The following is a 24,033-nucleotide window of genomic DNA, read 5'->3' on the forward strand; positions in this document are numbered from 1 at the left end:
TTCAATCTAGCTTTAAAACAATGTTGTTTCCGTAGAAACAATTTCTTGCATGGCGTTTCGTTCAGTTTTCAAAGATCGATTTGTTTCTTTCGTTAGCGCTGTGTTTCAGCGACTTAAATAATATATCATGGTAAGCATGATTCCGTCAATAACTTTCGTTAAGTTTTTTTAATTCATTTTGAAAGGTTTGAAGTGCGCCTCTCAAATCGACGGAATTACATCTTACCACGGGTGTTAGTATGATGCAAGGGCTGTAAGCAAAAAAAATAAGAAGAAGGTTTCCCCTCTTCTTATCTATTGGTTACTCTTCGCTATCGTAGGACGAATCATCGTTCTCTTCAATAGTGGTTGGATCATCTTCATTTCCTTCTTCTATCGTTTCAACGACCGCATCAGACTCTAATGATTCTTCTAAATCTTCGCCTTCGATACCTTCTTCATTAATCTCAACCTTAGCAACTGTCGCAACAGAGTCACCTTCAGATACGCGGATTAGTTTTACACCCTGCGTATTACGGCCAGTCTGAGAAATATCTTTAACGTCGATTCTGATCACGACCCCGCTTTCAGTGATGATCATACACTCCTCATCAAGCGTTACGGTTTTTAATGAAGTTAGAACACCGTTTCGGTCTGTAAGGTTGCACGTCTTAATTCCTTTACCGCCTCTAGTTTGTACACGGTACTCATCAATCGGCGTTCGTTTTCCATACCCTTTGTCAGTTACGATCAGAACATCCTGGTCTTCATCAAGCGTTCCTACTCCTACAACTTTATCGTCTTCTTGGAGCGTAATTCCTTTTACGCCAGTTGCAGTACGTCCCATCGATCGAACATCGGTCTCATGGAAACGGATCGCCATTCCCTGTTTTGTTCCGATGATAAGCTCTTTTGTACCATTTGTTAGACGGACGCCCATCAACTCATCGTCTTCTTTAAAGTTGATCGCGATTAAGCCGCCTTTTCGAATGTTTCCAAACGCTGATAAAGGAGAACGTTTTACAACACCTTGCTTCGTAACGAAGAAGACGTACCAATCATCAACGAATTCCTCGACAGGAATGATAGCCGTGATGTACTCATCTTTTTCTATTTGAAGCAAGTTAATAATAGGGATGCCCTTAGCTGTTCTACTAAGCTCTGGAACTTCATAACCTTTCAGCCTGTACACTTTCCCTTTATTCGTAAAGAAGAGAATCGTATTATGGGTCAACGTGGTGAAGAGGTGCTCTACAAAATCACCATCATTCGTGCCCATCCCCTGTACGCCTCGACCACCGCGCTTTTGACTACGGTACGTGTCGATCGGAAGACGTTTGATGTAACCGTTGTGCGTTAGCGTAATAACGATATTTTGTTTCGGGATAAGATCTTCATCTTCAATCATATCAAATCCAACCGTAATCTCTGTACGGCGAGGATCTGCGAATTTCTCTTTTACTTCCAAGAGCTCTTCACGGATGATTTCTAGAACCTTCTCATCGTCAGCAAGGATTGCTTTAAGTTCAGCAATTCTCGCCATCAACTCTTTATATTCATTCTCGATCTTATCTCGCTCTAGTCCTGTTAGACGCTGTAGACGCATATCTAGGATAGCCTGAGCTTGATCGTGACTGAGTGAGAACTTCGTCATCAATCCTTCTCTTGCAATATCGGTTGTTTCAGAAGCTCTAATAAGTGCGATAACTTCATCTAGATGATCAAGAGCGATCCGTAATCCTTCAAGAATATGTGCCCTTGCCTCAGCTTTATTCAGTTCAAACTGAGTTCTTCTTCTAATGACAACCTTTTGATGTTCTAAATAGTGCTCAAGACATTCTTTTAGATTCAACACTTTTGGCTGTCCGTCTACTAGGGCCAGTGTGTTGATGCCAAAGCTAGTTTGCAGTGCCGTTTGTTTATATAAGTTATTTAATAGAACATTTGCATTGGTGTCCTTACGTACTTCGATCACCACTCGCATACCATTACGGTCAGATTCATCTCGTAGGTCGGTGATTCCCTCTATCTTCTTGTCTCGTACCAGTTCAGCTATCTTCTCAACTAAGCGAGCTTTGTTCACTTGGTATGGAAGCTCATTTACGATGATGCTCTTCTTGCCACTTGCGTTTTCTTCAATCTCAGCTTTCGCACGCTGAATGATAGAACCTCTTCCGGTAGTGTAAGCTTTACGGATGCCTTCACGACCTAATATTTCAGCTGCAGTTGGAAAGTCTGGTCCTGGGATGAATTCCATAAGTTCAGGAATCGTCATCTCTGGATTTTTACTGAGTTCGAGAATGCCGTCGACCACTTCACCTAAATTATGCGGTGGGATATTTGTTGCCATTCCGACGGCGATACCGGATGCACCGTTCACAAGAAGGTTCGGAAATCTCGCAGGAAGAACGATGGGTTCTTTTTCAGAACCATCGTAGTTATCTTGGTAATCGATTGTATCTTTATTGATGTCTCGTACCATTTCCATAGAGATCTTAGACATTCTAGCTTCTGTGTAACGCATTGCAGCTGCTGCATCTCCATCGATGGATCCGAAGTTACCATGTCCGTCTATCAACATGTTTCGATAGCTAAAGTCTTGCGCCATTCGAACCATCGTATCGTAAACGGCAGAGTCACCGTGCGGGTGGTACTTACCAATAACTTCACCTACGATACGTGCTGACTTTTTATACGCTTTATCAGATGTCATCCCAAGGTCGTTCATCGCATACAAGATACGACGGTGTACCGGTTTTAGGCCATCACGTACATCAGGTAGAGCGCGGCTAACGATAACGCTCATCGCATAATCCATGAAGGAGGTGCGCATTTCCTGACTAATATTTATTTCTTTTACTCTCGATCTTTCCATATCAGACATACGGAAAACCTCCAATTGTACTCTTGTTCATCTTTTCTATTGCTCTTTTGTTAGAAACTTTGAAAACCATAATTTCATAGTTACATGAAGAAAAAGGGGAGTGGATCCCCTTTACTTCTGTTACTTATACATCAAGGTTTTTAACGTAATGAGCATTATCTTGAATAAAGTTTCTTCTTGGTTCTACCTTGTCACCCATCAGCATGTTGAAGACTTCGTCTGCTTCGATCGCATCCTGCATATTCACTTGCAGTACTGTACGAGATTCCGGATCCATCGTTGTTTCCCAAAGTTGTGTTGGGTTCATCTCACCTAGACCTTTGTAACGCTGGATACCAGGCTTAGGACTCTGTGGAATATCTGCTAAGATAGCGTCTCGTTCACGCTCATTGTATGCATACGTAATCTTCTTACCTTGCGTAATTTTGTAAAGTGGTGGCTGCGCGATATAGATATAGCCATTTTCAATCAGTGGACGCATGTAACGGTAAAGGAACGTTAGTAACAGTGTCCGAATATGCGCTCCGTCAACGTCTGCATCCGTCATGATAATCACTTTATGATAACGAGCTTTTGAAAGATCAAAGTCTTCACCAATTCCAGTTCCTAGTGCAGTGATGATCGCACGAACTTCATTGTTAGACAGGATTTTATCTAGTCTTGCTTTTTCAACGTTGATGATTTTACCTCGTAGCGGTAAGATCGCCTGGAAGTGGCGGTCACGCCCCTGCTTTGCAGATCCTCCTGCAGAGTCACCCTCTACAACGTAAAGTTCAGAAATCGAAGCATCCTTCGACGAACAGTCCGCTAGCTTACCAGGTAACGAGCTGACTTCGAGTGCGCCTTTTCTTCTCGTTAGTTCACGAGCTTTCTTTGCAGCTGCACGGGCTCTAGAAGCCATCAACCCTTTTTCAACAATTTGCTTTCCGACAAGAGGGTTTTCGAATAAGAATGTAGAAAACTTTTCTGCGAAAACAGATTCAGTAATCGTTCTTGCTTCGGCGTTCCCAAGCTTTGTTTTCGTTTGCCCTTCGAACTGTGGATCAGGGTGTTTGATCGAGATGATCGCAGTCAAACCTTCACGTACGTCATCACCAGTCAAGTTAGGGTCATTTTCTCTAAACAAACTGTTTTTCCTTGCGTAATCATTAATCACTCTCGTTAAAGCGGTCTTAAACCCGTATTCGTGCGTTCCGCCTTCGTGAGTGTTGATATTGTTTGCAAACGAATAGATGTTACTTGAGAAGCCATCGTTATACTGAACGGCTATCTCAACAGAAATTCCTTCACGTTCACCTTCAACAAAGATCGGCTCTTCATGAAGCGCCTCACGTGTACGATTCAAATGTTCTACGTAGGATTTAATACCACCTTCGTAGTGGTATTCAAAGCGACGCTCTTCTTCTGGTCGTTTATCCTGTGCATTGATCTGAATACCGCGGTTTAAGAATGCAAGTTCTCTTAAACGATGTGAAAGAATATCAAAATCGTATTCGATCGTTTCAGTGAAAATCTGCTCATCAGGAATGAAGTGAATTGTCGTTCCTGTTCTGTCACTCTCACCGATGACTTTCAAATCTTCATCAGGAATCCCTCTTGTATAGCTCTGGTAGTAGACCTTACCATCCCGCTCTACAGTGATTTCTAGTTTTGAAGATAGTGCGTTTACAACTGATGCACCTACTCCGTGCAGTCCACCAGAAACTTTGTATCCGCCGCCGCCGAATTTACCGCCTGCATGCAGCACGGTCATGATGACTTCAACCGCAGGTCTGCCCATCTTCTCATGAATTCCAACTGGAATTCCTCGTCCGTTATCTTGGACTGTGATGCTATTGTCTTTCTCTACACTTACAGTAATTTCCGAACAGTAGCCGGCAAGTGCTTCATCAATACTATTATCAACAATTTCCCAGACAAGATGATGCAGTCCGCGCCCACTGGTAGACCCGATGTACATACCAGGACGTTTTCGAACAGCCTCTAGCCCTTCGAGAACTTGAATCTGGGTTTCATCGTATGTTTGTTTATTAGATTGCTGTTCTAATGTCATATCGATCACCTACATTTCTCTATCAAAGATAGACTCTGATCCAGTTTGTTAACTGGCTTTATGATGATTCTCCTCGAATCGTTGTTTCTACACTGTCTGATACGGTGTATGCTCTTCTTTTTAACGTTAGTGAAGATAAGGGGGATAAAAACACCATATCCGTCGTAATGACGATTGATTTCGTTAAATCGCCACCTATGTCTTCTACAAGCTTATCCTTTGAATGTCTATGAAGGAATTCAGTCGTAATTTCAGCTTCCTCCATTGCGTGCCAATCAAAAATGCCAACAACATCTCTAGATTGCACGACGACATCTTCGCCTAAGTGTATAAACACCTCTTCACCTCATTTCACTTTATCGATCAGCCCGTCATGTACATGAAAGGTAGTTGCTTTCTCTAGCGTTTCATGGTTGATCCCTTCTACACTAGTCGTTGTAACGAACGTCTGTACCTTACCTTGAATTGTATTTAAAAGATGAGACTGCCTGTAATCGTCTAACTCTGACAGGACATCATCTAGAAGAAGCAAAGGGTATTCACCAACTTCACTATGGATCAATTCAATTTCGGCGAGCTTAAGCGATAAAGCAGTTGTTCGCTGCTGCCCCTGTGAGCCATAGGTCTGAACGTCTTTCCCATTGACAAAAAACGACAAATCATCCCTATGCGGACCTACGAGCGTGACACCGCGATCCACTTCTCTTTCTTTTATCTTATCAAACTTTTCTTTATATCCATCTACTATTTTCGACAAATCAGCAGGTTCTGATACCTCAATAGTAGGATTATACTTGATTTCTAACTTTTCTAGCCCTCTACTGATTCCATAGTGAATGGGTTCTGCCCATTTTTGGAGGAGTCGAACGAATTTAACTCGTCGTTCATAAATATTCGCAGCTGATTCGATTAATTGATCGGTAAGAATCTCCAACATCACGTAATCTGGATTCTTTTGATAGCGAAGATCTTTCAACAGGCTGTTTCGCTGTTGAAGTAATTTAAGGTACCGACCAAGGTAATAAAGGTATACAGGTTGTACCTGCCCGAGCTCAATATCAATGAAACGCCGACGAACACCTGGATTTCCTTTTACAAGGTTTAAATCTTCAGGTGCAAACATAACCACATTTAATGCGCCTATATAGTTACTAAGCTTTTGCTGTTCCAATTGATTTAGTTTGGCTTTTTTACCTTTATGGGAAATGACCAGCTGGAGGGATAGGGGACCGTTTCTTTTTTCTATTCTACCTTCTATTTTAGCATACTCCTCATCCCAATTGATTAATTCTTTATCTCTTGGTGTTCGATGAGATCGTGCCATCGCGAGTACATAAATTGCTTCCATGATGTTTGTTTTTCCTTGAGCATTCTCTCCCAGAAAAACATTTACATTATTCTCAAACGCAAGCTCTTGCTTAACGTAGTTACGGTAGTTCGTAACTGTTAACGTGTTTAGATGCAACGGGATACCCCCATTCAGCTAGTTACAATAAACTCTCCTACTCCAGGAATCATAACTTTGTCTTGATCATAGAGTTTCTTACCTCGACGATCTTCTAATTCTCCGTTCACGTATACTTCATACTCTGATAAAAACCATTTGGCCATACCACCAGTATCGATAACCCCGGTTTCTTGAAGAAGTTGTCCGAGAGTAATATGTTCTTTAATTAATTTTACTTGTTCCATATCATTCACCTCAATTGTCCTTTTGAATATCTTTTTCATATTCAGTTTCAAGGATGCCAATAGTTTATTATACCTCTTTTTCACTAAAAACGCATGAGAAAAAGGTGAAAAATTTATCAAGACTACAAAAAAAAGCTGCCAGGATCACGTCCTTGGCAGCTTGTAGATAGCTGTACTTTAAAAGATCAATACGTTCTCACTGGGAGAATCAGCTGCATGATTGCTGCGCCTTCAATCGGTTTGATCAAGAATGGACGCATCGCTCCAGTGAAGCTGATGTTTACTTCGTTAGAGTCCATCGCTCTTAACGCATCCATCATGTATTTCGCACTAAATGAGATCTTTAACTCTTCACCGTCATAGGAGTGAGCTTGTACTTGCTCGATAACTTTACCGATTTCAGGTGAGTTAGATGAAATTTCAAGCGATGACTCTTCAAGACTCGCAAGTTTTACCACGTTATTTCGACCTTCTCGCGCTAATACAGACGCACGGTCGATCGCTTGAAGTAATTCTTTCGCTGAAACCGTTACGTTCGTTTTACTATCGTTCGGGATCAAGCGGCTTGTATCTGGGTAGTTACCGTCTAGAAGTCTCGAGAAGAACAATAGGTTGTTCGCTTTAAAAAGAATTTGGTTTTCAGCAACAGTGATGTCGACTAAATCTTCGTTGTCATCGATAATTTTGGAAAGCTCACTCAAACTTTTGCCAGGAATCACAACGTTAGAAAACGCAACTTCACTGCTGTTCGGTTCAACTTTAACAGAACGTAAAGCAAGTCTATGACTATCTGTTGCAGTACAGTTCAGTTCGTCGTTTTCTAACTCCCAGTTTACACCTGTTAACACCGGTCTAGTTTCAGATGTAGAAACAGCGAATACGGTTTGTCTAATAATGTTCTTTAGTAGATCAGCTTGAATTTGAAAGCCTTCTTGAGCTTCCACTTCTGGTAAACGTGGATATTCTTCCGGATCCAATCCGTTCAGGTTAAATTCAGATGAGCCAGAGCGGATTCTAGTCGTTAAACTATCGAACACTTCGATTTCTACTTGATCACCTGGTAGTTTCTTTACGATATCAGAGAAAAATCGTGCTTGAAGTACGATACTTCCCATCTTAGAAACTTCAACGATTTGCTTATCGTTCTCTTCTGACGGTATAAAGCATTCGATTGAAATATCGGAGTCGCTTCCCGTTAATGTTACCCCTTCGTCACTAGCAACAATTTTTATCCCTGTAAGAATAGGAATAGTCGTTCTTGAAGATACGGCTTTCATTACATCTGATACGTTAGATACAAGATGCTCTCTTTCAATCGTAAAACGCATAATTTACCTCCTAAATAAATGAACGTCATTCATATAATTATTATTTAAAAATATCGTAGTCTTACTAGTAGGGGCTGTGAATGTGTGGATAAGTATACACAATCCCTTGGTACGAAAGTTATCCACCTGTGGATAGCGTGTTAGTAACTCGTACATTCTGTGCACACACTATTCAGTGGTATCCACAAAACAAAGATTATCCGTTCTTAAGCTGCTCAATAACTTCTTGTAGTTTTTTCTGAAGTTCTTGGTCAGAATCGAGAAGTTTTGAAATCTTCTCGTGAGCATGGATAACAGTAGTGTGATCTCTCCCACCAAACTCTTCACCAATTTTCGGAAGTGAGAAATCAGTGAGCTCTCTAGATAGATACATCGCTATTTGACGAGGAAATGCGACTGATTTTGTTCTCTTCTTTGCAGCAAAGTCTTCAAGCTTTACAGAAAAATGTTCTCCAATTACCGTCTGGATATCATGGATGGTGATGACTTTTGGCTGAGAAGAAGGAATAATGTTCTTCAATGCTTCCGCTGCAAGGTCAGCATTCATATCTTGATTGATAAGAGAAGAATAAGCGACCACTCGAATCAATGCCCCTTCAAGCTCACGGATGTTCGTATCAATTTGATTTGCGATATAGAGCATCACTTCATTAGGAATATCTAGTCCTTCAGCCTTCGCCTTTTTCCTCAAGATCGCGATTCGTGTTTCTAAATCAGGAGGCGTGATATCTGTGATCAACCCCCACTCAAAGCGAGAACGGAGACGATCTTCCAGCGTAGGAATTTCTTTCGGAGGTCGGTCACTTGATATGACGATCTGTTTACTTTCCTCATGAAGAGCGTTAAACGTATGGAAGAATTCCTCTTGCGTTTGTTCTTTTCCAGCAAGGAACTGAATATCATCGATTAGCAGGACATCGACATTTCGATATTTATTGCGAAAATTCACCGTTTTGTTGTCTCGAATCGAGTTAATAAACTCATTCGTAAACTTTTCGGACGATAGGTAAACTACTTTGGCATTCGGATTATGATCAATTACATAGTGACCGATCGCGTGCATCAAGTGTGTTTTCCCTAGCCCCACGCCACCATATATAAACAGTGGATTGTATGCTTTTGCTGGCGCTTCCGCTACTGCAAGGGATGCTGCGTGGGCAAAACGGTTTCCAGAACCAATTACAAACGTATCGAAAGTATATTTGGAATTAAGCATGCTTTGTGGGTTTTCTTCTTGAGCAGGCTTTGCTTTTGGTTTTTTCTTCATCGCTTGTTCAATATCTAGATCATCATCAGAATTCGTCTGAGGAATGATGAATTTTGCCCTAAGTTCACTACCAGTCAATTCAAGGAGTGTTTCCGTAATCAGACTTGAATATCTAGATTCTAGCCAATCCCTTGCGAACTCGTTGGGTGCTGTAATGATAATGGTGTCGCCTTCCATTCTGTTGGCGGAAGTTGACTTTAACCACGTTTCGAAGCTCGGTTTACTTAGTTTTTTTTCGATTTCCGCTAGCGCTTGTTGCCAGAGATCCGTGATGTTTTCCAACGAAGTCCCTCCTTCTGTTTGCAAAATAAAAACAGGCTGTCACCGCTGGCTTTAATCGCCTTAACTACCAACGTACAACCTTTGTATAACTACATGAATATAGAGTAATAAATATACCGTCCACAAAAAAACGTTAGTCATATAATATAGAAGAAAGTCGATTTATCGACTGAGTTCACAGGTTTGTGGACAGGCTCATAAACACCTCTGAATAAATGTCCACATAATTATCCACAAGCTGTGGATGTAAATATTCGCTGATCCTCTTGTCAACGAGTTAAAACACAAATATCATAACAAAAGAATCCCTTTATTGCAATGCTTTTCGCTAAGTTATCCACAGAGAGCATATCTTGTGGATTCGAGATGTCCACAGCGCTAGATTTTGTGTAGAAGCTGTCGATAACCGATGTGAATAAGTGAAAAATGTCGAAATGAGTTATCCACACGGTTTTGTTGGGGGAATTTGTAGAATGAATTTCGAGGAGGAACGTTCCTAGTGTTTTTCTAAATGTTCTAGTTGATCATAGTTAAAATACCAAAGAGTTTTTAATAGAACTTGACATTTGGACGCTCCCTTTCTTATAATAACTTAGACTGTCTTTATAACAGTTTATCCTCAGGGAGGTGTAATAGAATGAAAAGAACGTTTCAACCAAACACACGTAAACGTAAAAAAGTTCACGGTTTTCGTGCGCGTATGAGCTCAGCTAACGGACGTAAAGTTCTTGCTCGTCGTCGCCGTAAAGGTAGAAAAGTATTGTCTGCATAGACCACTGATCATCAGTGGTCTTTTTTCAAGATAAGGTTTATAATGTGCTTATCCAAGCAACACTGGGAGTGTGCGGATTGAATAGCAACTACCGGATTAAGAAGAATTCAGAGTTCCAGAGTGTCTTTAAAAAAGGAAACTCTACTGCAAATAGACAATTTGTAGTTTATGTAATGAAAAGAAACGATCAACCTCATTTTCGATTAGGTCTCTCCGTAAGCAAACGGATTGGGAATGCAGTTACTAGAAATAGAGTGAAGCGACTCATTCGTGAATCTTTTCACCAGCTTTCAGATCAAATTGACGTTCCTTACGATTTTGTCGTAATCGCTCGAAAGCCAGCATCGGAAATGAATTTAGAAGAAGTGAAAAGCAGCTTGATTCACGTGTTGAAACGGGCACGTGTATATAAAGGTGCAAAGCGGGATGGAAAAGGAAGGGGTACAAGATGAAACGTCTGGCTATGTTGCTGATTCGTGGATACCAGAAGTTTGTTTCACCTTTAACTCCTCCATCATGTCGATTTTACCCGTCTTGTTCCCAATACAGCTTGGAATCTTATCAAAAGCATGGGTTTCTAAGAGGTACGTGGTATACGGTTAGGAGAATATCGAAATGCCATCCGTTTCATCCTGGAGGATTTGATCCAGTTCCAGATAAAAAGAATTAAGGCATTGCTTTCCTTACATAAAGGTATTGTCATTGTCGAGTTTGATTGCAAGGAGGATGAAGCGTGAGGAAAAAAGTAACCCTCGCATTTCTATTGATTGGTCTCGTTGCGGTACTGGCCGGATGTAATATCAACGATCCAATCGATGCAAACAGTACTGGATTTTGGAGCGAATATGTCGTATATCCATTATCGATGTTATTAACATTTTTCGCAGAAGCAACAGGTAATGAGAACTATGGTCTTTCCATTATCATCGTTACGATTTTGATTCGACTCGTTTTGCTTCCATTAATGATCAAGCAAACAAAGAGCTCAAGGGCTATGCAGGATCTGCAGCCTCAGATGAAAGAACTGCGAGAGAAATACAGCAGTAAAGACCAGAAGACACAACAGCAGCTTCAGCAGGAAATGATGCAGCTCTTCCAGAAGAATGGCGTTAATCCTCTAGCGGGTTGTCTTCCGATTCTTGTTCAAATGCCAATACTACTTGGTTTTTATCATGCGATCATGAGGACAGAAGCTATTGCGACGCATAACTTTTTGTGGTTCAGCCTGGGAGATGCAGATATTACGCTTGCGTTACTAGCTGGTTTAACAACGTTTATTCAACAAAAGATCATGATGGGAAGCAGTGGAGCAGTACAGCCTCAAATGAAAATGCTACTCTACGTTATGCCGATCATGATTATCGTATTCGCAATCAATTTCCCTTCAGCTCTAGCGCTTTACTGGGTAGTGGGAAATATCTTTATGATTGTTCAAACTTACTTTATTATGAGACCTACCACCAAAACCGCTAGTACGGATACGGAGGGAGCGAAGAAGTGAGAAGCCTTACGGTAACGGGGAAATCAGTTGAAGATGCGCTGCAAGATGCGTTGAATCAACTTGAAACTGTAGAGGAGCAAGTTGATATTGAAGTGATCGAGGAGCCAAAAAAGGGTTTCTTAGGATTTGGAGCAAAACCAGCGCGTATAAAGGTTGTTGAAAAGCCTGACGTGCTCGAGCAAACGAAAGTTTTCTTAGAAAAAGTAATTAGTAATATGGGAGTCGAAGCCAGAATAGAGGGAGTAAAGAAAGATCGCGATCTATTCTTTACGTTATCTGGTGAGAAAATTGCTATACTAATTGGGAAACGCGGCCAAACTCTTAACTCGCTGCAATATTTGACAAACCTCGCCGCGAACCGATTTTCAGATCGTTTTGTTAGAGTCGTTCTCGATGCAGAGAACTATCGACAAAGACGAGAAGATACGCTGAAAAAGCTGGCAGATCGTCTCGCTGAAAAAGCGATCTATACGAAAAGGGAAGTGCAGTTAGAACCGATGCCGTCGCTTGAACGGAAGGTGATTCACCTTTATTTGAAAGATAAGAAGGGTATCACGACTCACTCTGATGGGAACGATCCGCATAGACGTGTGGTTATAGTTCCACGTAATAAGCAAATTTAAACCTTCGGACTGTTGTCCGGAGGTTTTTTATGTGGTTCTCTCAAGTCGTTAGATAACGTGAACATTAGGTGAAAAGCGGTCCCGTTCCAGGGTCTTATTATTTCTTTTTTTGCAAAAATGGGTTACACTAAAAGGTATTGTGGATTAATCTCTGTCATTTTTGAAAGAGTTATCCACTGTGGATAATTGGTTAAACTAATACTAGTCTTCATTCATATAAGAAATAGAGCAGATATAGCATTTTTATAGATAAGAGAGGTGAACGGAATGGAATACGAAACGATAGCAGCGATATCGACTCCGATGGGAGAAGGAGCGATTGCAATCGTACGGTTAAGTGGGTCTGAAGCGGTAGACATTGCCGATAAGCTTTATAAGGGGTCAAAACCGCTAAGAGACGTAGATTCTCATACGATTCACTATGGCCATCTTATCGACCCAGACACAAACGAGGTGGCCGAAGAGGTAATGGTTTCTGTCATGAGGGGACCTCGTACCTTTACAAGGGAAGATATCGTGGAAATTAACTGTCACGGTGGACTCGTATCAGTCAATCGCGTCCTTGAGCTTGTACTGCGTAGCGGAGCAAGACTAGCTGAACCTGGTGAATTTACTAAACGAGCATTCTTGAACGGTAGAATCGATCTTTCACAAGCAGAAGGTGTAATTGATCTCATTCGTGCCAAAACTGATAGAGCGATGAATGTTGCGTTGAACCAAATGGAAGGCCGTCTTTCATCGCTAATCTCAAAGCTTCGTCAGCAATTGCTAGAAACAGTTGCGCACGTTGAAGTCAATATCGATTACCCTGAGTACGATGCAGAAGAGATGACGCAGGAACTATTAACGAATCAGTTAAAAGAAGTAGAAGAGGAGATCAGGCGAATCCTCGTAACAGCCCGACAAGGTAAAATCTTAAGAGAAGGCCTTTCAACTGTAATCGTAGGAAGACCCAACGTAGGAAAATCTTCTTTACTAAACAGTCTGGTTCATGAGAACAAAGCGATCGTTACAGATGTACCTGGTACAACTAGAGATGTCATAGAAGAGTATGTGAACGTGAGAGGCGTACCTTTAAGGCTCGTTGATACGGCTGGGATACGTGAAACGGAAGATCTTGTCGAACGAATTGGGGTCGAGCGATCACGCGAGCGTTTAAAGCAGGCAGACCTCATCCTACTCGTTTTAAATTATAACGATGAGCTTACTCATGAAGATGAACAGCTTTTCAAAGCAGTCGAGGGAATGGATGTTATCGTGATCGTTAACAAAACGGACTTGGAAGAAAAGCTTGATCTAGAGAAAGTAAAGCGACTAGCTGATGAGCATCCGATCATTACAACTTCCCTAAAGAATGAACAAGGAGTAGATGAGCTCGAACAATCTATCTCTGAACTCTTCTTTGAAGGTGCCGTTGAATCACAGGATCTAACGTATGTATCTAACTCTAGACACATCGCTTTGTTAGAGCAATCAAGAAAAACTCTAGCAGATGCGCTGGACGCAATCGAAGCAGGAATGCCTGTCGATATGGTTCAGATTGATATTACTCGTACATGGGAACTACTAGGAGAGATCATAGGTGATACGGTATCTGAGAGTTTGATCGACCAGTTATTCTCGCAATTCTGTCTTGGGAAATAAGAATATAAAAGGAGGAATACGGCAATGGGTTACAAAGCCGATTCTTATGATGTTATCGTCGTCGGCGCAGGTCATGCCGGTGTAGAAGCAGGTCTAGCTTCAGCGAGAATGGGAGCAAAGACACTCATGCTCACACTGAACCTTGACTCTGTTGCATTCATGCCCTGCAATCCCAGTGTAGGGGGTCCTGCAAAGGGGATCGTCGTTAGGGAAATCGATGCATTAGGCGGCGAAATGGCGCGAAATATTGATAAAACACACATTCAGATGAGAATGTTGAACACAGGTAAAGGACCAGCTGTACGAGCACTGCGTGCTCAGGCTGATAAAGTTTTATACCAAAGCGAAATGAAAAAAACGCTTGAGGAACAAGAAAATTTAACATTGCTTCAAGGTATGGTAGAAAAGTTAATCGTTGAAGATGGGGTATGTACTGGAGTTGAAACGAAGACGGGTGCGCAGTATGAAGCGAAGTCCGTGATTCTTACAACAGGTACGTTCCTTCGCGGTCGTATTATTCTTGGAGACCTTTCTTATGAGAGTGGTCCAAATAACATGCAGCCTTCAGTAAACCTCTCTTATCATCTACAAGAGCTTGGTTTTGAAATGGTGCGATTTAAGACAGGAACACCACCTCGTGTGAATAACAAGTCGATCGACTACAGCAAGACTGAGATTCAACCAGGTGATGAAAAGCCGCGTGCTTTTTCATATGAAACAACTGAGTATATCACTGACCAACTTCCGTGCTGGCTAACTTACACTGGCGAGGAAACGCATAAGCTTATCAACGATAACCTTCACCGTTCGCCTATGTACTCCGGCATGATCGAAGGTACAGGTCCGCGCTATTGTCCTTCGATCGAAGATAAAATCGTTCGATTCAATGATAAGCCTCGCCATCAGATCTTTTTAGAGCCTGAAGGACGTAATACGAAAGAGGTTTATGTTCAGGGACTATCAACGAGTCTACCTGAAGACTTGCAGCGTAAAATTTTGAAGACAGTACCTGGTCTTGAAAACGTTGAAATGATGCGTGCAGGCTATGCAATCGAGTATGATGCGATTGTACCTACACAGCTTTGGCCTTCATTAGAAACAAAAACAGTTAAGAACCTCTTCACAGCAGGTCAGCTTAATGGTACTTCAGGTTATGAAGAGGCTGCAGGGCAAGGGATCATGGCAGGAATTAACGCTGCGCGAAATGCACAGGATCGTGAAGCTGTCATCTTAGACCGTTCTGATGCATATATAGGCGTCTTGATCGATGATCTCGTGACGAAGGGAACGAATGAACCTTATCGTTTGCTAACATCTCGTGCAGAATACAGACTGCTTCTGCGCCACGATAACGCTGATCTGAGACTTACCGATCTTGGCTACGAAATTGGAATGATCCCTCAAGAACGCTACGATCGTTTCATTGCGAAAAAGGAATTGATCGAAAAGGAAATCAAGCGTCTAGAATCTGTTGTGATCAAGCCAACTGATGAAGTGAATGACATTTTGCAGAAATACGGATCTGAGCTGAAAGAAGCTGCACACGCTGGCAACTTGATCAAACGTCCTGAAGTAAACTATGAAGCGATCAAACAACTTACTCCAGCTGAGTACGACGTTCCAGAAGATGTTGCTGAGCAAGTGGAGATTCAAATTAAATACAAAGGCTATATTGCGAAAAGTCTACAGCAAGTTGAACGTATGAAGAAAATGGATGAGAAGAAGATTCCAAATGATATTGATTACTTTGCGATTAATGGGCTAGCTAGTGAAGCAAAACAAAAGCTACATGAGGTCCGTCCTCTATCTATTGGCCAGGCTTCACGTGTATCTGGCGTTAATCCAGCAGATGTTTCTATTTTACTTGTGTATATTGAGCAGGGAAAAATAGCTAAGATTGCAAAATAATCGATAAAGTGAGGTAGCCATGAACGAACAACAATTCATGGAGTTGCTAGAGGAGAAGGGGATAACTCTTTCTCCTGAGCAGCTTCAACAATTTCAGACATACTATGATGTTTTGGTGGAATGGAACGAAAAAATGAATTTAACGGCCATAACTGATAAGGAAGAGGTTTATGAGAAACACTTTTATGACTCTATTATGGCGGCATTCTCGTTTGATTTTTCCTCTGATTTACATATTTGCGATGTTGGAGCAGGAGCAGGATTTCCAAGCCTTCCGATAAAGATTTGCTTCCCCCACCTAAACGTAACGATCGTGGATTCGCTTAATAAACGGATCGGATTCTTAAAGCACTTAGCGTCACAATTAAATCTGACAGGTGTTTCTTTTTGTCATGATCGCGCAGAACTGTTCGGTAAGAATAAAACGTATCGCGAACAATATGATGTTGTTACAGCAAGAGCAGTCGCACGCATGTCCGTTCTAGGAGAGCTCTGTTTACCGCTAGTTAAGCCAGGTGGATATTTTGTTGCTTTAAAAGGTCCAAATGTCGAGGAAGAATTAAAAGCTGGAAAACAAGCTATAACCATACTTGGTGGGCAGACAGAAAAGGTCGAGAAACTATCTTTGCCCCTTGAAGAGAGCGAGCGGAATATCGTCACGATCAAAAAAATCAAATCGACACCAAAAAAATATCCAAGAAAGCCAGGCACACCTAATAAAAATCCATTATAATAGAAATAGTCTGCATTTGAACGGAAATGTGTTCCACGTGGAACGCTACGTATAGAAGGATTTTTAGTTCAAGGTAACGAATCAGTTAAGGAGTCGATTAAAGGTGGTGTTGGGCGATGAAACATACGTTTTCACGTCTTTTCGGATTGAACGAAGAAAAAAATGAGGGAATGGAATCTGAACAGGATGAAGTAAAGCACATCCTCGTTGAAGAAATTGTTCCGAACCGTTTCCAACCTCGAACAATTTTTATAGATGAAAAAATCGCTGAACTATCCCAGACTATTAAAACACATGGTATTATCCAGCCAATCGTCGTGCGAGAACGTGAAGGCAAATTTGAGATTATTGCCGGTGAACGTCGCTGGAGAGCTGTGAAAAAGCTTGGCTGGGAGCGAATTCCTGCAATAGTGAAAGAGTTTAATGATTCGCAAACAGCATCGATCGCTTTAATAGAGAACTTACAGAGGGAAGAATTGACTGCCATTGAAGAAGCGATGGCATACTCTCAGCTATTAGAGCTTCATAACTTGACGCAAGAAAGCCTCGCGCAACGCCTTGGAAAAGGACAATCAACGATTGCAAATAAGCTTCGTTTATTAAAGTTGCCGGAACCTATACAACAAGCACTTTTAAATAAACAGATCACCGAAAGACATGCTAGAGCCTTGATTCCTCTAAAGAACCCCGAGAATCAAGTAAAGGTACTCGAAGAAGTAATTGAGAAACAGTGGAACGTTAAGCAAACTGAGGATCGAGTTGTGCGGATGCTTGAAGGAACCACGCCAAAGCCTAAGCCTACAAAGAAGTCCTTCAGTAAGGACATGCGCCTTGCTGTAAACACCATTCGTCAATCACTTGATATGGTAACGGAGAGCGGTTTATCGATCGATACCGACGAAGAAGAGCATGAAGAATATTACCAATTTACAATTCGAATTCCCAAGAAAAAGTAAAACTCATCCGAAGAGGGTGAGTTTTTAATTTGAGCGTAGTCTATTTTCTAAAAGAACATCCAAAAAATTCTAAACGTGATAAAATATGAGGTAGAAATGTCGTTCTAAGGAGTAGGTGAAACGTTGGCTAATATTATTGCTGTTGCGAATCAAAAGGGCGGGGTAGGAAAAACGACAACCTCTGTAAACTTAAGTGCCTGTCTTGCTTCACTAGGTAAAAAAGTACTTCTGGTCGATATCGATCCTCAAGGAAATGCAACGAGTGGTGTTGGGATTGAAAAGGGTGCGATCGATCACTGTGTCTACAATATCCTTGTCGACGATAAAGATGCCATCGATATTATGCAAGAGACTTCGATTGAGAATCTTCACGTTATCCCTTCAACCATTCAGCTAGCCGGTGCTGAAATCGAGCTTGTACCAACCATATCGAGAGAAGTACGATTGAAAAGAGCATTAGCGAAAGTTGAAAAAAACTATGATTATATTATAATAGACTGTCCTCCATCACTAGGTTTATTAACAATCAATTCTCTAACAGCTGCTAATGCTGTCCTTATTCCTGTACAATGTGAGTACTACGCACTAGAAGGATTAAGTCAGCTATTAAATACTGTTCGACTTGTACAAAAACACTTAAACACGGACTTGAAAATTGAAGGCGTGCTACTCACTATGTTAGATGCTAGGACGAACTTAGGAATTCAAGTCATTGAAGAAGTGAAGAAGTACTTTCAAGAGAAAGTCTATAAAGCGATCGTTCCAAGAAATGTTCGGTTAGGAGAAGCGCCAAGCCATGGCAAACCAATTATAGCGTATGATTCTAAATCTAGAGGAGCGGAAGTCTATTTAGAACTTGCAAAGGAAGTGTTAGGATATGGCTAATCGTGGATTAGGCAAAGGAATCAATGCATTCTTTCCTTCCCAAAAGGAAGACGAAACGGTGAAAGACATTCCTATAAACGAACTACGTCCTAACCCATACCAACCGAGAAAGAACTTTGCTGCAGAAGCGATTGAAGAACTGAGTTCATCCATTCAAACATATGGAGTTCTTCAGCCTGTTATCGTCAGAAAAAGCATAAAAGGGTATGAGATCGTAGTAGGTGAGCGGCGCTACCGAGCTTCAAAGGAAGCTGGACTCACAACCATTCCTGCTGTCGTTCGAGATCTTACAGATCGAAAAATGATGGAGATCGCATTGATCGAGAACCTTCAAAGAGAGAATTTGAATCCGATCGAAGAGGCGATGGCTTATCAGAAGTTGATGAAGGAAACCGATGTTACGCAAGAAGAGCTATCGAAGAGGCTTGGAAAAAGCAGACCTCATTTAGCTAATTTTTTACGGTTGCTTCAACTATCACCTGAAATCCAGGATCATATTGCAGAAGGTAAGTTAACGATGGGGCATGGTAGAGCTCTGTTAGGACTGAAAAATAAAGATGCAAGACTCCCGTTAGCGAAGCGTGTAATCGATGAGAAGCTAAACGTAAGACAGCTTGAATCGATTATCAATGGGATGAACCAGAACGTTTCACGTGAAACAAAAAAGGAAGCAGCACCTGATCCTTTTTTAAAGGATAAAGAAAATGTTCTTCGAAAACGGTTCGGTACTTCAGTATCGATCAAACGGACTAAGAAAAAAGGTAAGATCGAAATCGAATTCTTTTCTCAAGAAGATTTAGACCGCATTCTTGATGTTCTAGAAAAAGGTGAACAATAGTCAGCATAAACTGTGAAGCAGTTTATGCTTTTATTATAGGGACTACTATACGTTGGAGAGGTGTTTTGTAAAATGTATCTCGATCAAGCGGCATCGTCATTTCCGAAGCCACCAGAAGTAGTGGAAGCGATGACGGAGGCTTTAACAGAATACGCTGCAAACCCAGGTAGAAGTGGACACAAGATGTCTGTAAAGGCGAATGAAGTGATCAGTCAAGCAAGGGAACAGCTCGCTCACTTCTTTGGGTTCAAGTATCCTAATCGCGTATGCTTTACGTCAAATGCAACATCTGCACTGAATCAGGCTTTAAAAGGGTTCACATTTCAAAGCGGCGATCACGTGTTAACAACGTCTTATGAACATAATTCCGTACGGCGTCCACTTGAGGACATTAAAAGGAAGATAGGCATAGAGATAACGTATTTTGACCCTGGCACGTCCGAGGACTTCAACATGGGCTCATTTGAAGAGTCCATAACTCCTCAAACAAAAATGATCGTTGTCTCTCATGGATCGAATCTCACTGGAAAGATTGTACCGATTAAAGAGATAGGAAAACTTGCGAAGGATAAAGGCATAACGTTTCTAGTCGATGCTGCGCAAACAGCTGGTGTTCTACCTATTGATATAGAAGAAATGAATATCGATCTACTCGCATTTCCTGGTCATAAAGGGCTGCTAGGACCTCAAGGTACAGGCGTCCTTATGGTTGGAAAAGAAGTGTCGCTCGAACCTATCTTTCAAGGAGGTACAGGCAGCCGCTCCGAGTCGATCGAGCAGCCAGAGGTATACCCTGAATATCTTGAGAGCGGAACACTGAATACACCAGGTATCGCAGGACTTCTTGCAGGTCTCGAAGTTGTAAAGAAGTTAGGTCTTGATGAGATTCATCGTCATGAACAGCGTCTGACAAAAAAGTTGATTGAAGGTTTGCATTCAATCGATCACCTCAAAGTTTATGGGCCACATTCCGATCGCCTTGGAGTCGTTCCATTTACTATCGAAGGGATCGACTCACAAGAAATCGCGATTATATTGGACCAGCATTATAATATCGCGGTACGAGCAGGACTCCATTGTACTCCTATCGGTCATGAGTCGATCGGAACGTACGGAGCTGTAAGAATCAGTGTAGGGCCATACAATACAGAAGAAGAGATCGATCAGGTCATTACTGCGTTACAGGAAATAGTAGAGGGATATTTCGGCTAAGGAGAGGTAAGATGGTCCTATTAGGTACAGTAGTCAATGGCCTTGCAATTATACTCGGAACATTGATCGGCACAATTAGTAGAAGAATACCAGAGCGTATGAAAACGACGATTATGCAAGGATTAGCACTCGTTGTTGCGGTGATTGGACTTCAGATGGCGATGAAGAGTGAACAGTTCCTCGTCGTAATCGGTAGTTTAGTAGTCGGTGGAATTCTTGGGGAGTATTGGGATCTTGAAGGGAAGTTAAAGAGTATCGGAAGATGGATCGAGCGTAAAACAGGAGCTGCCTCTGAAGGAAGTGTTGCACAAGCATTTGTAACGGCGACGCTGGTTTATGTTGTTGGAGCAATGGCGATTCTCGGTGCGCTCGATAGTGGGCTTCGTGGGGATCATTCTGTTCTTTTTACGAAATCACTCATAGATGGTTTTACGGCGATTATGTTTACGGCTACGCTTGGATATGGTGTACTGTTTTCTGCCTTCCCTGTTATGCTCTACCAAGGATTTATAGCCCTTTTCGCATCTCAAATCGATCGATTTGTTCCGCAAGCTTTGCTTGATGCATTTATTGCAGAAGTCACGTCTGCAGGAGGCATTATGATCTTAGCGATCGGCCTTAATCTGCTAGGATTAACGCAAATTAGAGTTGCGAATTTCCTCCCAGGACTACTCGTAGCAGCAGGTCTCGTATCACTACTATATTTCATTTGATAAAAAACCCCTTTTCCGGACTTCATTCCGAGAAAAGGGGTTTTTCTATGGTATTTGAAAAAGATCATCGCTCCAGGATTTGATCTGCTTATTCAATTTACTTTCATGCTCTGTTGAAGAGTAATACGCTTCTATTGCATCGTTCAGACTTTCGGCCATTATATCAGCCATCTTCATAACAAGGTTCAAGCGTGTGTTCTGTAGGACAAAGTATTCCATAAACCCGCTCACATTCACGATCCCAGTCAAATGGATATGGCCCACTTCAGGAAGCTCTTTCTTAACACCTGCACCTGGTTTTACTGGTCCGTCTCCAACCGTAATGATGCCGACCGAGTGAAGGCGTCCGAGGCAAGCGTCGATCCCGATAATAAACGGGTTATGGTGAGACTTTTCAATCGTAGTCATCACGTCATTCAAATTAACAGCATGTACGGGAGACTCTAGCGTACCATATACAGAAGCGTTTAATTTTAGCTGGCTTAGTTTGCTTCCTACGAGAGGACCAAGGGCGTCTCCGGTCGATCGGTCGGTACCGATGCACACGACTACGATTTCTTCTGTACGCTTTTTGGGAAGCATGTTCATAACCTTTTCGCCAGTCGTTTTTATGGCAAGAGTATCCTCATGATGGATTCGATATGCTACAGGCTTTTTTTGAAAAAACTTGTCTCGAAGATTCATAGGATTCTCTCCTTTGTAATAGTAGTAACAGTATACGGAAACTTGAGGTGATCTATACATAAAGCTTCGTTTTTCTTCTACATAAATGGAAAATAGTCGAAGAACTGGCAAAGGAGAGAATGCCATGATTAACGGTGGGATGAAGTGGATGTTCCTCATTCTTGGTACGATGATTGGAGCGGGGTACGCTTCAGGAAGAGAACTATGGCAGTTTTTTGGCCATGAAAGTGTCCTGGCTATTGCGCTGTTCACAATCATGTTCAGTATCTGCTGCTATGTCATCATGAAGATAAGCTACGAAACACAATCATCACATTACTTACCGATTCTTGAAAAGTTAGTTGGAAAGAAACTGACTGGGCTTTATGATCTATTAATCATCCTTTATCTGTTCACCACTACCATCGTCATGCTAGCAGGAGGAGGCGCTACGATGGAAGTGTTGCATCTCCCTTATTGGATGGGCATTGGAATTCTCGCCATTCTTGTCGTCGTCCTCTTCTTCTGGGATATCAATGGCATGCTTTCGATGAATGCGATCATCTTACCTCTACTCATTATCTTACTACTTGCAGTTCTTCTTTTATTTATCAAATCAAATATGAACGCGATGCTATTCGATTGGGTGAAGCAATCGAATTGGCCAGCTGCATTTACCTTTACAGCTCTAAATATTTTACCTCTTGTTGCGGTTCTATCGGCTATCGGTCATCAGATCAAACACAAAGGCGAGATCTGGATTGCGAGCATAGGCAGTGGTTTGATACTAGGAGGCCTGTCGTTTCTATATAATCAATCGTTAATTCAAGTAGCGCATGATTTACTTGTTTATGAAATTCCTTTGTTTGCTATTCTTAAAAGCTATCCTTACTATATGGTATTGATCATGTCGTTCTTATTATGGACAGCGATTTACACGACAGCAGTTAGTGGCGTTTTCGGTCTCACAGCACGGTTCCGCGATATGGTCAGTCTCCCACTTTGGTTCATTGCTTTTATCAACGTTGCTGTGATGATTCCATTTACTACGTTTGGGTTTTCAACTTTGGTTGCTTTTTTATACCCTCTATACGGGGTACTTAACCTTTATATTTTGGCTTCTATCTTGATTTTTCCCGTTCTGAAGCGTTATGATTTGTTATCATAACAGTAGAATTTGATAGGAACGGGAGAGATGAGGAATGGGTTCGTTAGAAGGACTGTGGCAAACGGTTTTTGAGTTTCTAGCCAATCGAGAGTTTTGGATCGATATCTCTAATAGGATTTTTAGAATACTTGCCATTGTTATAGGAACATGGTTGTTCCTTCGTTTAGCTAAGTCAGCTTTAAATCATATCTTTGCCATTCGTTTGAAAAGCCCACTTCGTTTGTCTGAGCGTAGAGAAACCACTCTTATACGCTTGATCGAGAACGTGTTGACGTACGTCACTTACTTTATTGCGCTCGTTATGGTCTTGAGCGAATTTGAAGTGGATGTTCGAACATTGATCGCGGGTGCTGGTGTCGTCGGCCTCGCTGTAGGTTTTGGAGCACAAAACCTCGTTCGAGATGTGATTACAGGTTTCTTTATCATTTTTGAGAAGCAATTTTCAGTAGGAGATTATGTTCGCATCACCGGAATCGAAGGATTTGTTGAAGAAATCGGTCTTCGAGTTACAAAAGTGAAAAGCTGGACAGGAGAACTTCACATCATCCCGAATGGAAACATAAACCAGGTTACAAACTTTTCTATACACAACAGTATCGCCGTCGTTGATGTTAGCATTGCTTATGAAGAACAGATTCACGAGGCAGAAGAAATCATCATCGAATTATTGGACGAGCTTTATGACCAATATGATGCCATGATCGTAAAGCCTGAGTACCTTGGTGTTCAAACTCTAGGAGCTTCAGAAGTTGTCCTACGCATCATCTCAGAAACTAGACCTATGGAACACTGGGGTATCGGGAGAGAAGTTCGAAAAGCAGTCAAGCAGCGTCTTGATGAAAGAGGAATCGAAATACCGTTCCCTCGTCTTGTCATGTATCAGCGGGACGAGCAAGCAGAGGTTCAGGAAAAAGTATAGAAGGGATGGAACT

General features: G+C 41.7%; 23 protein-coding genes. 15 read left to right on the plus strand and 8 right to left on the minus strand.

The window, feature by feature from the left end; all coding sequences use genetic code 11:
• Positions 1 to 301 precede the first annotated feature (301 nt).
• The 7 genes from gyrA to dnaA all read right to left on the minus strand — a co-directional run bounded on the left by gyrA (position 302) and on the right by dnaA (position 9,485).
• Complete coding sequence (gene gyrA / locus ACXAHI_RS18745; protein ID WP_474850457.1) at positions 302 to 2,863, minus strand: DNA gyrase subunit A; 2,562 nt, start codon at positions 2,861 to 2,863, stop codon at positions 302 to 304.
• Between the two features lie 124 nt (positions 2,864 to 2,987).
• Positions 2,988 to 4,916, minus strand: coding sequence for a DNA topoisomerase (ATP-hydrolyzing) subunit B (gene gyrB / locus ACXAHI_RS18750; protein WP_474850459.1), 1,929 nt, complete (start codon positions 4,914 to 4,916; stop codon positions 2,988 to 2,990).
• Positions 4,917 to 4,974: 58 nt separating this feature from the next.
• Positions 4,975 to 5,253, minus strand: a complete 279-nt coding sequence (gene remB, locus ACXAHI_RS18755; protein ID WP_270183036.1) for an extracellular matrix regulator RemB — start codon at positions 5,251 to 5,253, stop codon at positions 4,975 to 4,977.
• A 9-nt stretch (positions 5,254 to 5,262) separates the two neighbouring features.
• On the minus strand, positions 5,263 to 6,381 hold the full coding sequence (gene recF / locus ACXAHI_RS18760; RefSeq protein WP_474850461.1) for a DNA replication/repair protein RecF: 1,119 nt from the start codon (positions 6,379 to 6,381) through the stop codon (positions 5,263 to 5,265).
• A 14-nt stretch (positions 6,382 to 6,395) separates the two neighbouring features.
• Positions 6,396 to 6,608 carry a S4 domain-containing protein YaaA gene (gene yaaA / locus ACXAHI_RS18765; protein ID WP_474850463.1) on the minus strand — a complete coding sequence of 71 codons (213 nt, stop codon included), beginning with the start codon at positions 6,606 to 6,608 and terminating at the stop codon, positions 6,396 to 6,398.
• A 185-nt stretch (positions 6,609 to 6,793) separates the two neighbouring features.
• A complete protein-coding gene (gene dnaN / locus ACXAHI_RS18770; protein WP_270183033.1) occupies positions 6,794 to 7,936 on the minus strand; it encodes a DNA polymerase III subunit beta in 1,143 nt (380 codons plus the stop codon).
• A 196-nt stretch (positions 7,937 to 8,132) separates the two neighbouring features.
• Complete coding sequence (dnaA, locus tag ACXAHI_RS18775) at positions 8,133 to 9,485, minus strand: chromosomal replication initiator protein DnaA (protein ID WP_474850465.1); 1,353 nt, start codon at positions 9,483 to 9,485, stop codon at positions 8,133 to 8,135.
• Positions 9,486 to 10,122: 637 nt separating this feature from the next.
• Here dnaA and rpmH point away from each other — a divergent pair.
• From rpmH to ACXAHI_RS18840, 13 genes are all read left to right on the plus strand, one after another.
• A complete protein-coding gene (rpmH, locus tag ACXAHI_RS18780) occupies positions 10,123 to 10,257 on the plus strand; it encodes a 50S ribosomal protein L34 (protein WP_048311109.1) in 135 nt (44 codons plus the stop codon).
• 77 nt (positions 10,258 to 10,334) lie between these two features.
• Entirely contained in the window at positions 10,335 to 10,709 is a 375-nt protein-coding gene (gene rnpA, locus ACXAHI_RS18785; protein WP_474850467.1) for a ribonuclease P protein component, read from the plus strand.
• A complete protein-coding gene (gene yidD / locus ACXAHI_RS18790; protein WP_270183030.1) occupies positions 10,706 to 10,927 on the plus strand; it encodes a membrane protein insertion efficiency factor YidD in 222 nt (73 codons plus the stop codon). Before rnpA ends, yidD begins: the two co-directional genes overlap by 4 nt.
• A gap of 63 nt (positions 10,928 to 10,990) precedes the next feature.
• The gene (spoIIIJ, locus tag ACXAHI_RS18795) at positions 10,991 to 11,758 is read left to right on the plus strand and encodes a YidC family membrane integrase SpoIIIJ (RefSeq protein ID WP_474850469.1); all 768 of its coding nucleotides are present in this window, start codon (positions 10,991 to 10,993) and stop codon (positions 11,756 to 11,758) included.
• Positions 11,755 to 12,381, plus strand: a complete 627-nt coding sequence (jag, locus tag ACXAHI_RS18800; protein ID WP_474850471.1) for an RNA-binding cell elongation regulator Jag/EloR — start codon at positions 11,755 to 11,757, stop codon at positions 12,379 to 12,381. The genes spoIIIJ and jag overlap by 4 nt, the downstream gene beginning before the upstream one ends.
• 267 nt (positions 12,382 to 12,648) lie before the next feature.
• The gene (gene mnmE / locus ACXAHI_RS18805) at positions 12,649 to 14,025 is read left to right on the plus strand and encodes a tRNA uridine-5-carboxymethylaminomethyl(34) synthesis GTPase MnmE (protein ID WP_474850473.1); all 1,377 of its coding nucleotides are present in this window, start codon (positions 12,649 to 12,651) and stop codon (positions 14,023 to 14,025) included.
• A gap of 24 nt (positions 14,026 to 14,049) precedes the next feature.
• Entirely contained in the window at positions 14,050 to 15,933 is a 1,884-nt protein-coding gene (mnmG, locus tag ACXAHI_RS18810; RefSeq protein WP_474809753.1) for a tRNA uridine-5-carboxymethylaminomethyl(34) synthesis enzyme MnmG, read from the plus strand.
• A gap of 19 nt (positions 15,934 to 15,952) precedes the next feature.
• Positions 15,953 to 16,666 (plus strand): 16S rRNA (guanine(527)-N(7))-methyltransferase RsmG, encoded by a 714-nt coding sequence (gene rsmG, locus ACXAHI_RS18815; RefSeq protein WP_270183025.1) that lies wholly within the window; start codon positions 15,953 to 15,955, stop codon positions 16,664 to 16,666.
• A gap of 116 nt (positions 16,667 to 16,782) precedes the next feature.
• Entirely contained in the window at positions 16,783 to 17,622 is an 840-nt protein-coding gene (gene noc / locus ACXAHI_RS18820; RefSeq protein ID WP_474850475.1) for a nucleoid occlusion protein, read from the plus strand.
• A gap of 123 nt (positions 17,623 to 17,745) precedes the next feature.
• Positions 17,746 to 18,507: a ParA family protein gene (locus ACXAHI_RS18825; protein WP_474850477.1), complete on the plus strand. Its 762-nt coding sequence runs from the start codon at positions 17,746 to 17,748 to the stop codon at positions 18,505 to 18,507.
• Positions 18,500 to 19,345, plus strand: a complete 846-nt coding sequence (locus ACXAHI_RS18830) for a ParB/RepB/Spo0J family partition protein (protein ID WP_474850479.1) — start codon at positions 18,500 to 18,502, stop codon at positions 19,343 to 19,345. The genes ACXAHI_RS18825 and ACXAHI_RS18830 overlap by 8 nt, the downstream gene beginning before the upstream one ends.
• A gap of 72 nt (positions 19,346 to 19,417) precedes the next feature.
• On the plus strand, positions 19,418 to 20,557 hold the full coding sequence (locus ACXAHI_RS18835) for an aminotransferase class V-fold PLP-dependent enzyme (RefSeq protein ID WP_474850481.1): 1,140 nt from the start codon (positions 19,418 to 19,420) through the stop codon (positions 20,555 to 20,557).
• Positions 20,558 to 20,568: 11 nt separating this feature from the next.
• Positions 20,569 to 21,270 carry a DUF554 domain-containing protein gene (locus ACXAHI_RS18840; protein ID WP_474850483.1) on the plus strand — a complete coding sequence of 234 codons (702 nt, stop codon included), beginning with the start codon at positions 20,569 to 20,571 and terminating at the stop codon, positions 21,268 to 21,270.
• Between the two features lie 45 nt (positions 21,271 to 21,315).
• On the opposite strand, the gene yyaC is transcribed toward ACXAHI_RS18840, so the two are convergent.
• On the minus strand, positions 21,316 to 21,954 hold the full coding sequence (gene yyaC / locus ACXAHI_RS18845) for a spore protease YyaC (protein ID WP_474850485.1): 639 nt from the start codon (positions 21,952 to 21,954) through the stop codon (positions 21,316 to 21,318).
• A gap of 124 nt (positions 21,955 to 22,078) precedes the next feature.
• On the opposite strand from yyaC, the gene ACXAHI_RS18850 reads away from it, so the two are divergent.
• A complete protein-coding gene (locus ACXAHI_RS18850; RefSeq protein ID WP_474850487.1) occupies positions 22,079 to 23,101 on the plus strand; it encodes a YkvI family membrane protein in 1,023 nt (340 codons plus the stop codon).
• Between the two features lie 34 nt (positions 23,102 to 23,135).
• Complete coding sequence (locus ACXAHI_RS18855) at positions 23,136 to 24,020, plus strand: mechanosensitive ion channel family protein (protein WP_474850489.1); 885 nt, start codon at positions 23,136 to 23,138, stop codon at positions 24,018 to 24,020.
• Positions 24,021 to 24,033: the final 13 nt, after the last annotated feature.

The sequence above is a fragment of the Anaerobacillus sp. ABD4_527 genome (assembly GCF_056160805.1).

Coding starts and splice junctions, on each gene's coding strand:
- ACXAHI_RS18835 (WP_474850481.1), top strand. CDS start 19,418: ATGTATCTCGATCAAGCGGCATCGTCATTTCCGAAGCCACCAGAAGTA.
- gyrB (WP_474850459.1), bottom strand. CDS start 4,916: ATGACATTAGAACAGCAATCTAATAAACAAACATACGATGAAACCCAG.
- mnmG (WP_474809753.1), top strand. CDS start 14,050: ATGGGTTACAAAGCCGATTCTTATGATGTTATCGTCGTCGGCGCAGGT.
- rsmG (WP_270183025.1), top strand. CDS start 15,953: ATGAACGAACAACAATTCATGGAGTTGCTAGAGGAGAAGGGGATAACT.
- gyrA (WP_474850457.1), bottom strand. CDS start 2,863: ATGTCTGATATGGAAAGATCGAGAGTAAAAGAAATAAATATTAGTCAG.
- ACXAHI_RS18830 (WP_474850479.1), top strand. CDS start 18,500: ATGGCTAATCGTGGATTAGGCAAAGGAATCAATGCATTCTTTCCTTCC.
- yaaA (WP_474850463.1), bottom strand. CDS start 6,608: ATGGAACAAGTAAAATTAATTAAAGAACATATTACTCTCGGACAACTT.
- ACXAHI_RS18850 (WP_474850487.1), top strand. CDS start 22,079: ATGATTAACGGTGGGATGAAGTGGATGTTCCTCATTCTTGGTACGATG.
- rpmH (WP_048311109.1), top strand. CDS start 10,123: ATGAAAAGAACGTTTCAACCAAACACACGTAAACGTAAAAAAGTTCAC.
- ACXAHI_RS18840 (WP_474850483.1), top strand. CDS start 20,569: ATGGTCCTATTAGGTACAGTAGTCAATGGCCTTGCAATTATACTCGGA.
- dnaN (WP_270183033.1), bottom strand. CDS start 7,936: ATGCGTTTTACGATTGAAAGAGAGCATCTTGTATCTAACGTATCAGAT.
- ACXAHI_RS18855 (WP_474850489.1), top strand. CDS start 23,136: ATGGGTTCGTTAGAAGGACTGTGGCAAACGGTTTTTGAGTTTCTAGCC.
- mnmE (WP_474850473.1), top strand. CDS start 12,649: ATGGAATACGAAACGATAGCAGCGATATCGACTCCGATGGGAGAAGGA.
- yidD (WP_270183030.1), top strand. CDS start 10,706: ATGAAACGTCTGGCTATGTTGCTGATTCGTGGATACCAGAAGTTTGTT.
- yyaC (WP_474850485.1), bottom strand. CDS start 21,954: ATGAATCTTCGAGACAAGTTTTTTCAAAAAAAGCCTGTAGCATATCGA.
- noc (WP_474850475.1), top strand. CDS start 16,783: ATGAAACATACGTTTTCACGTCTTTTCGGATTGAACGAAGAAAAAAAT.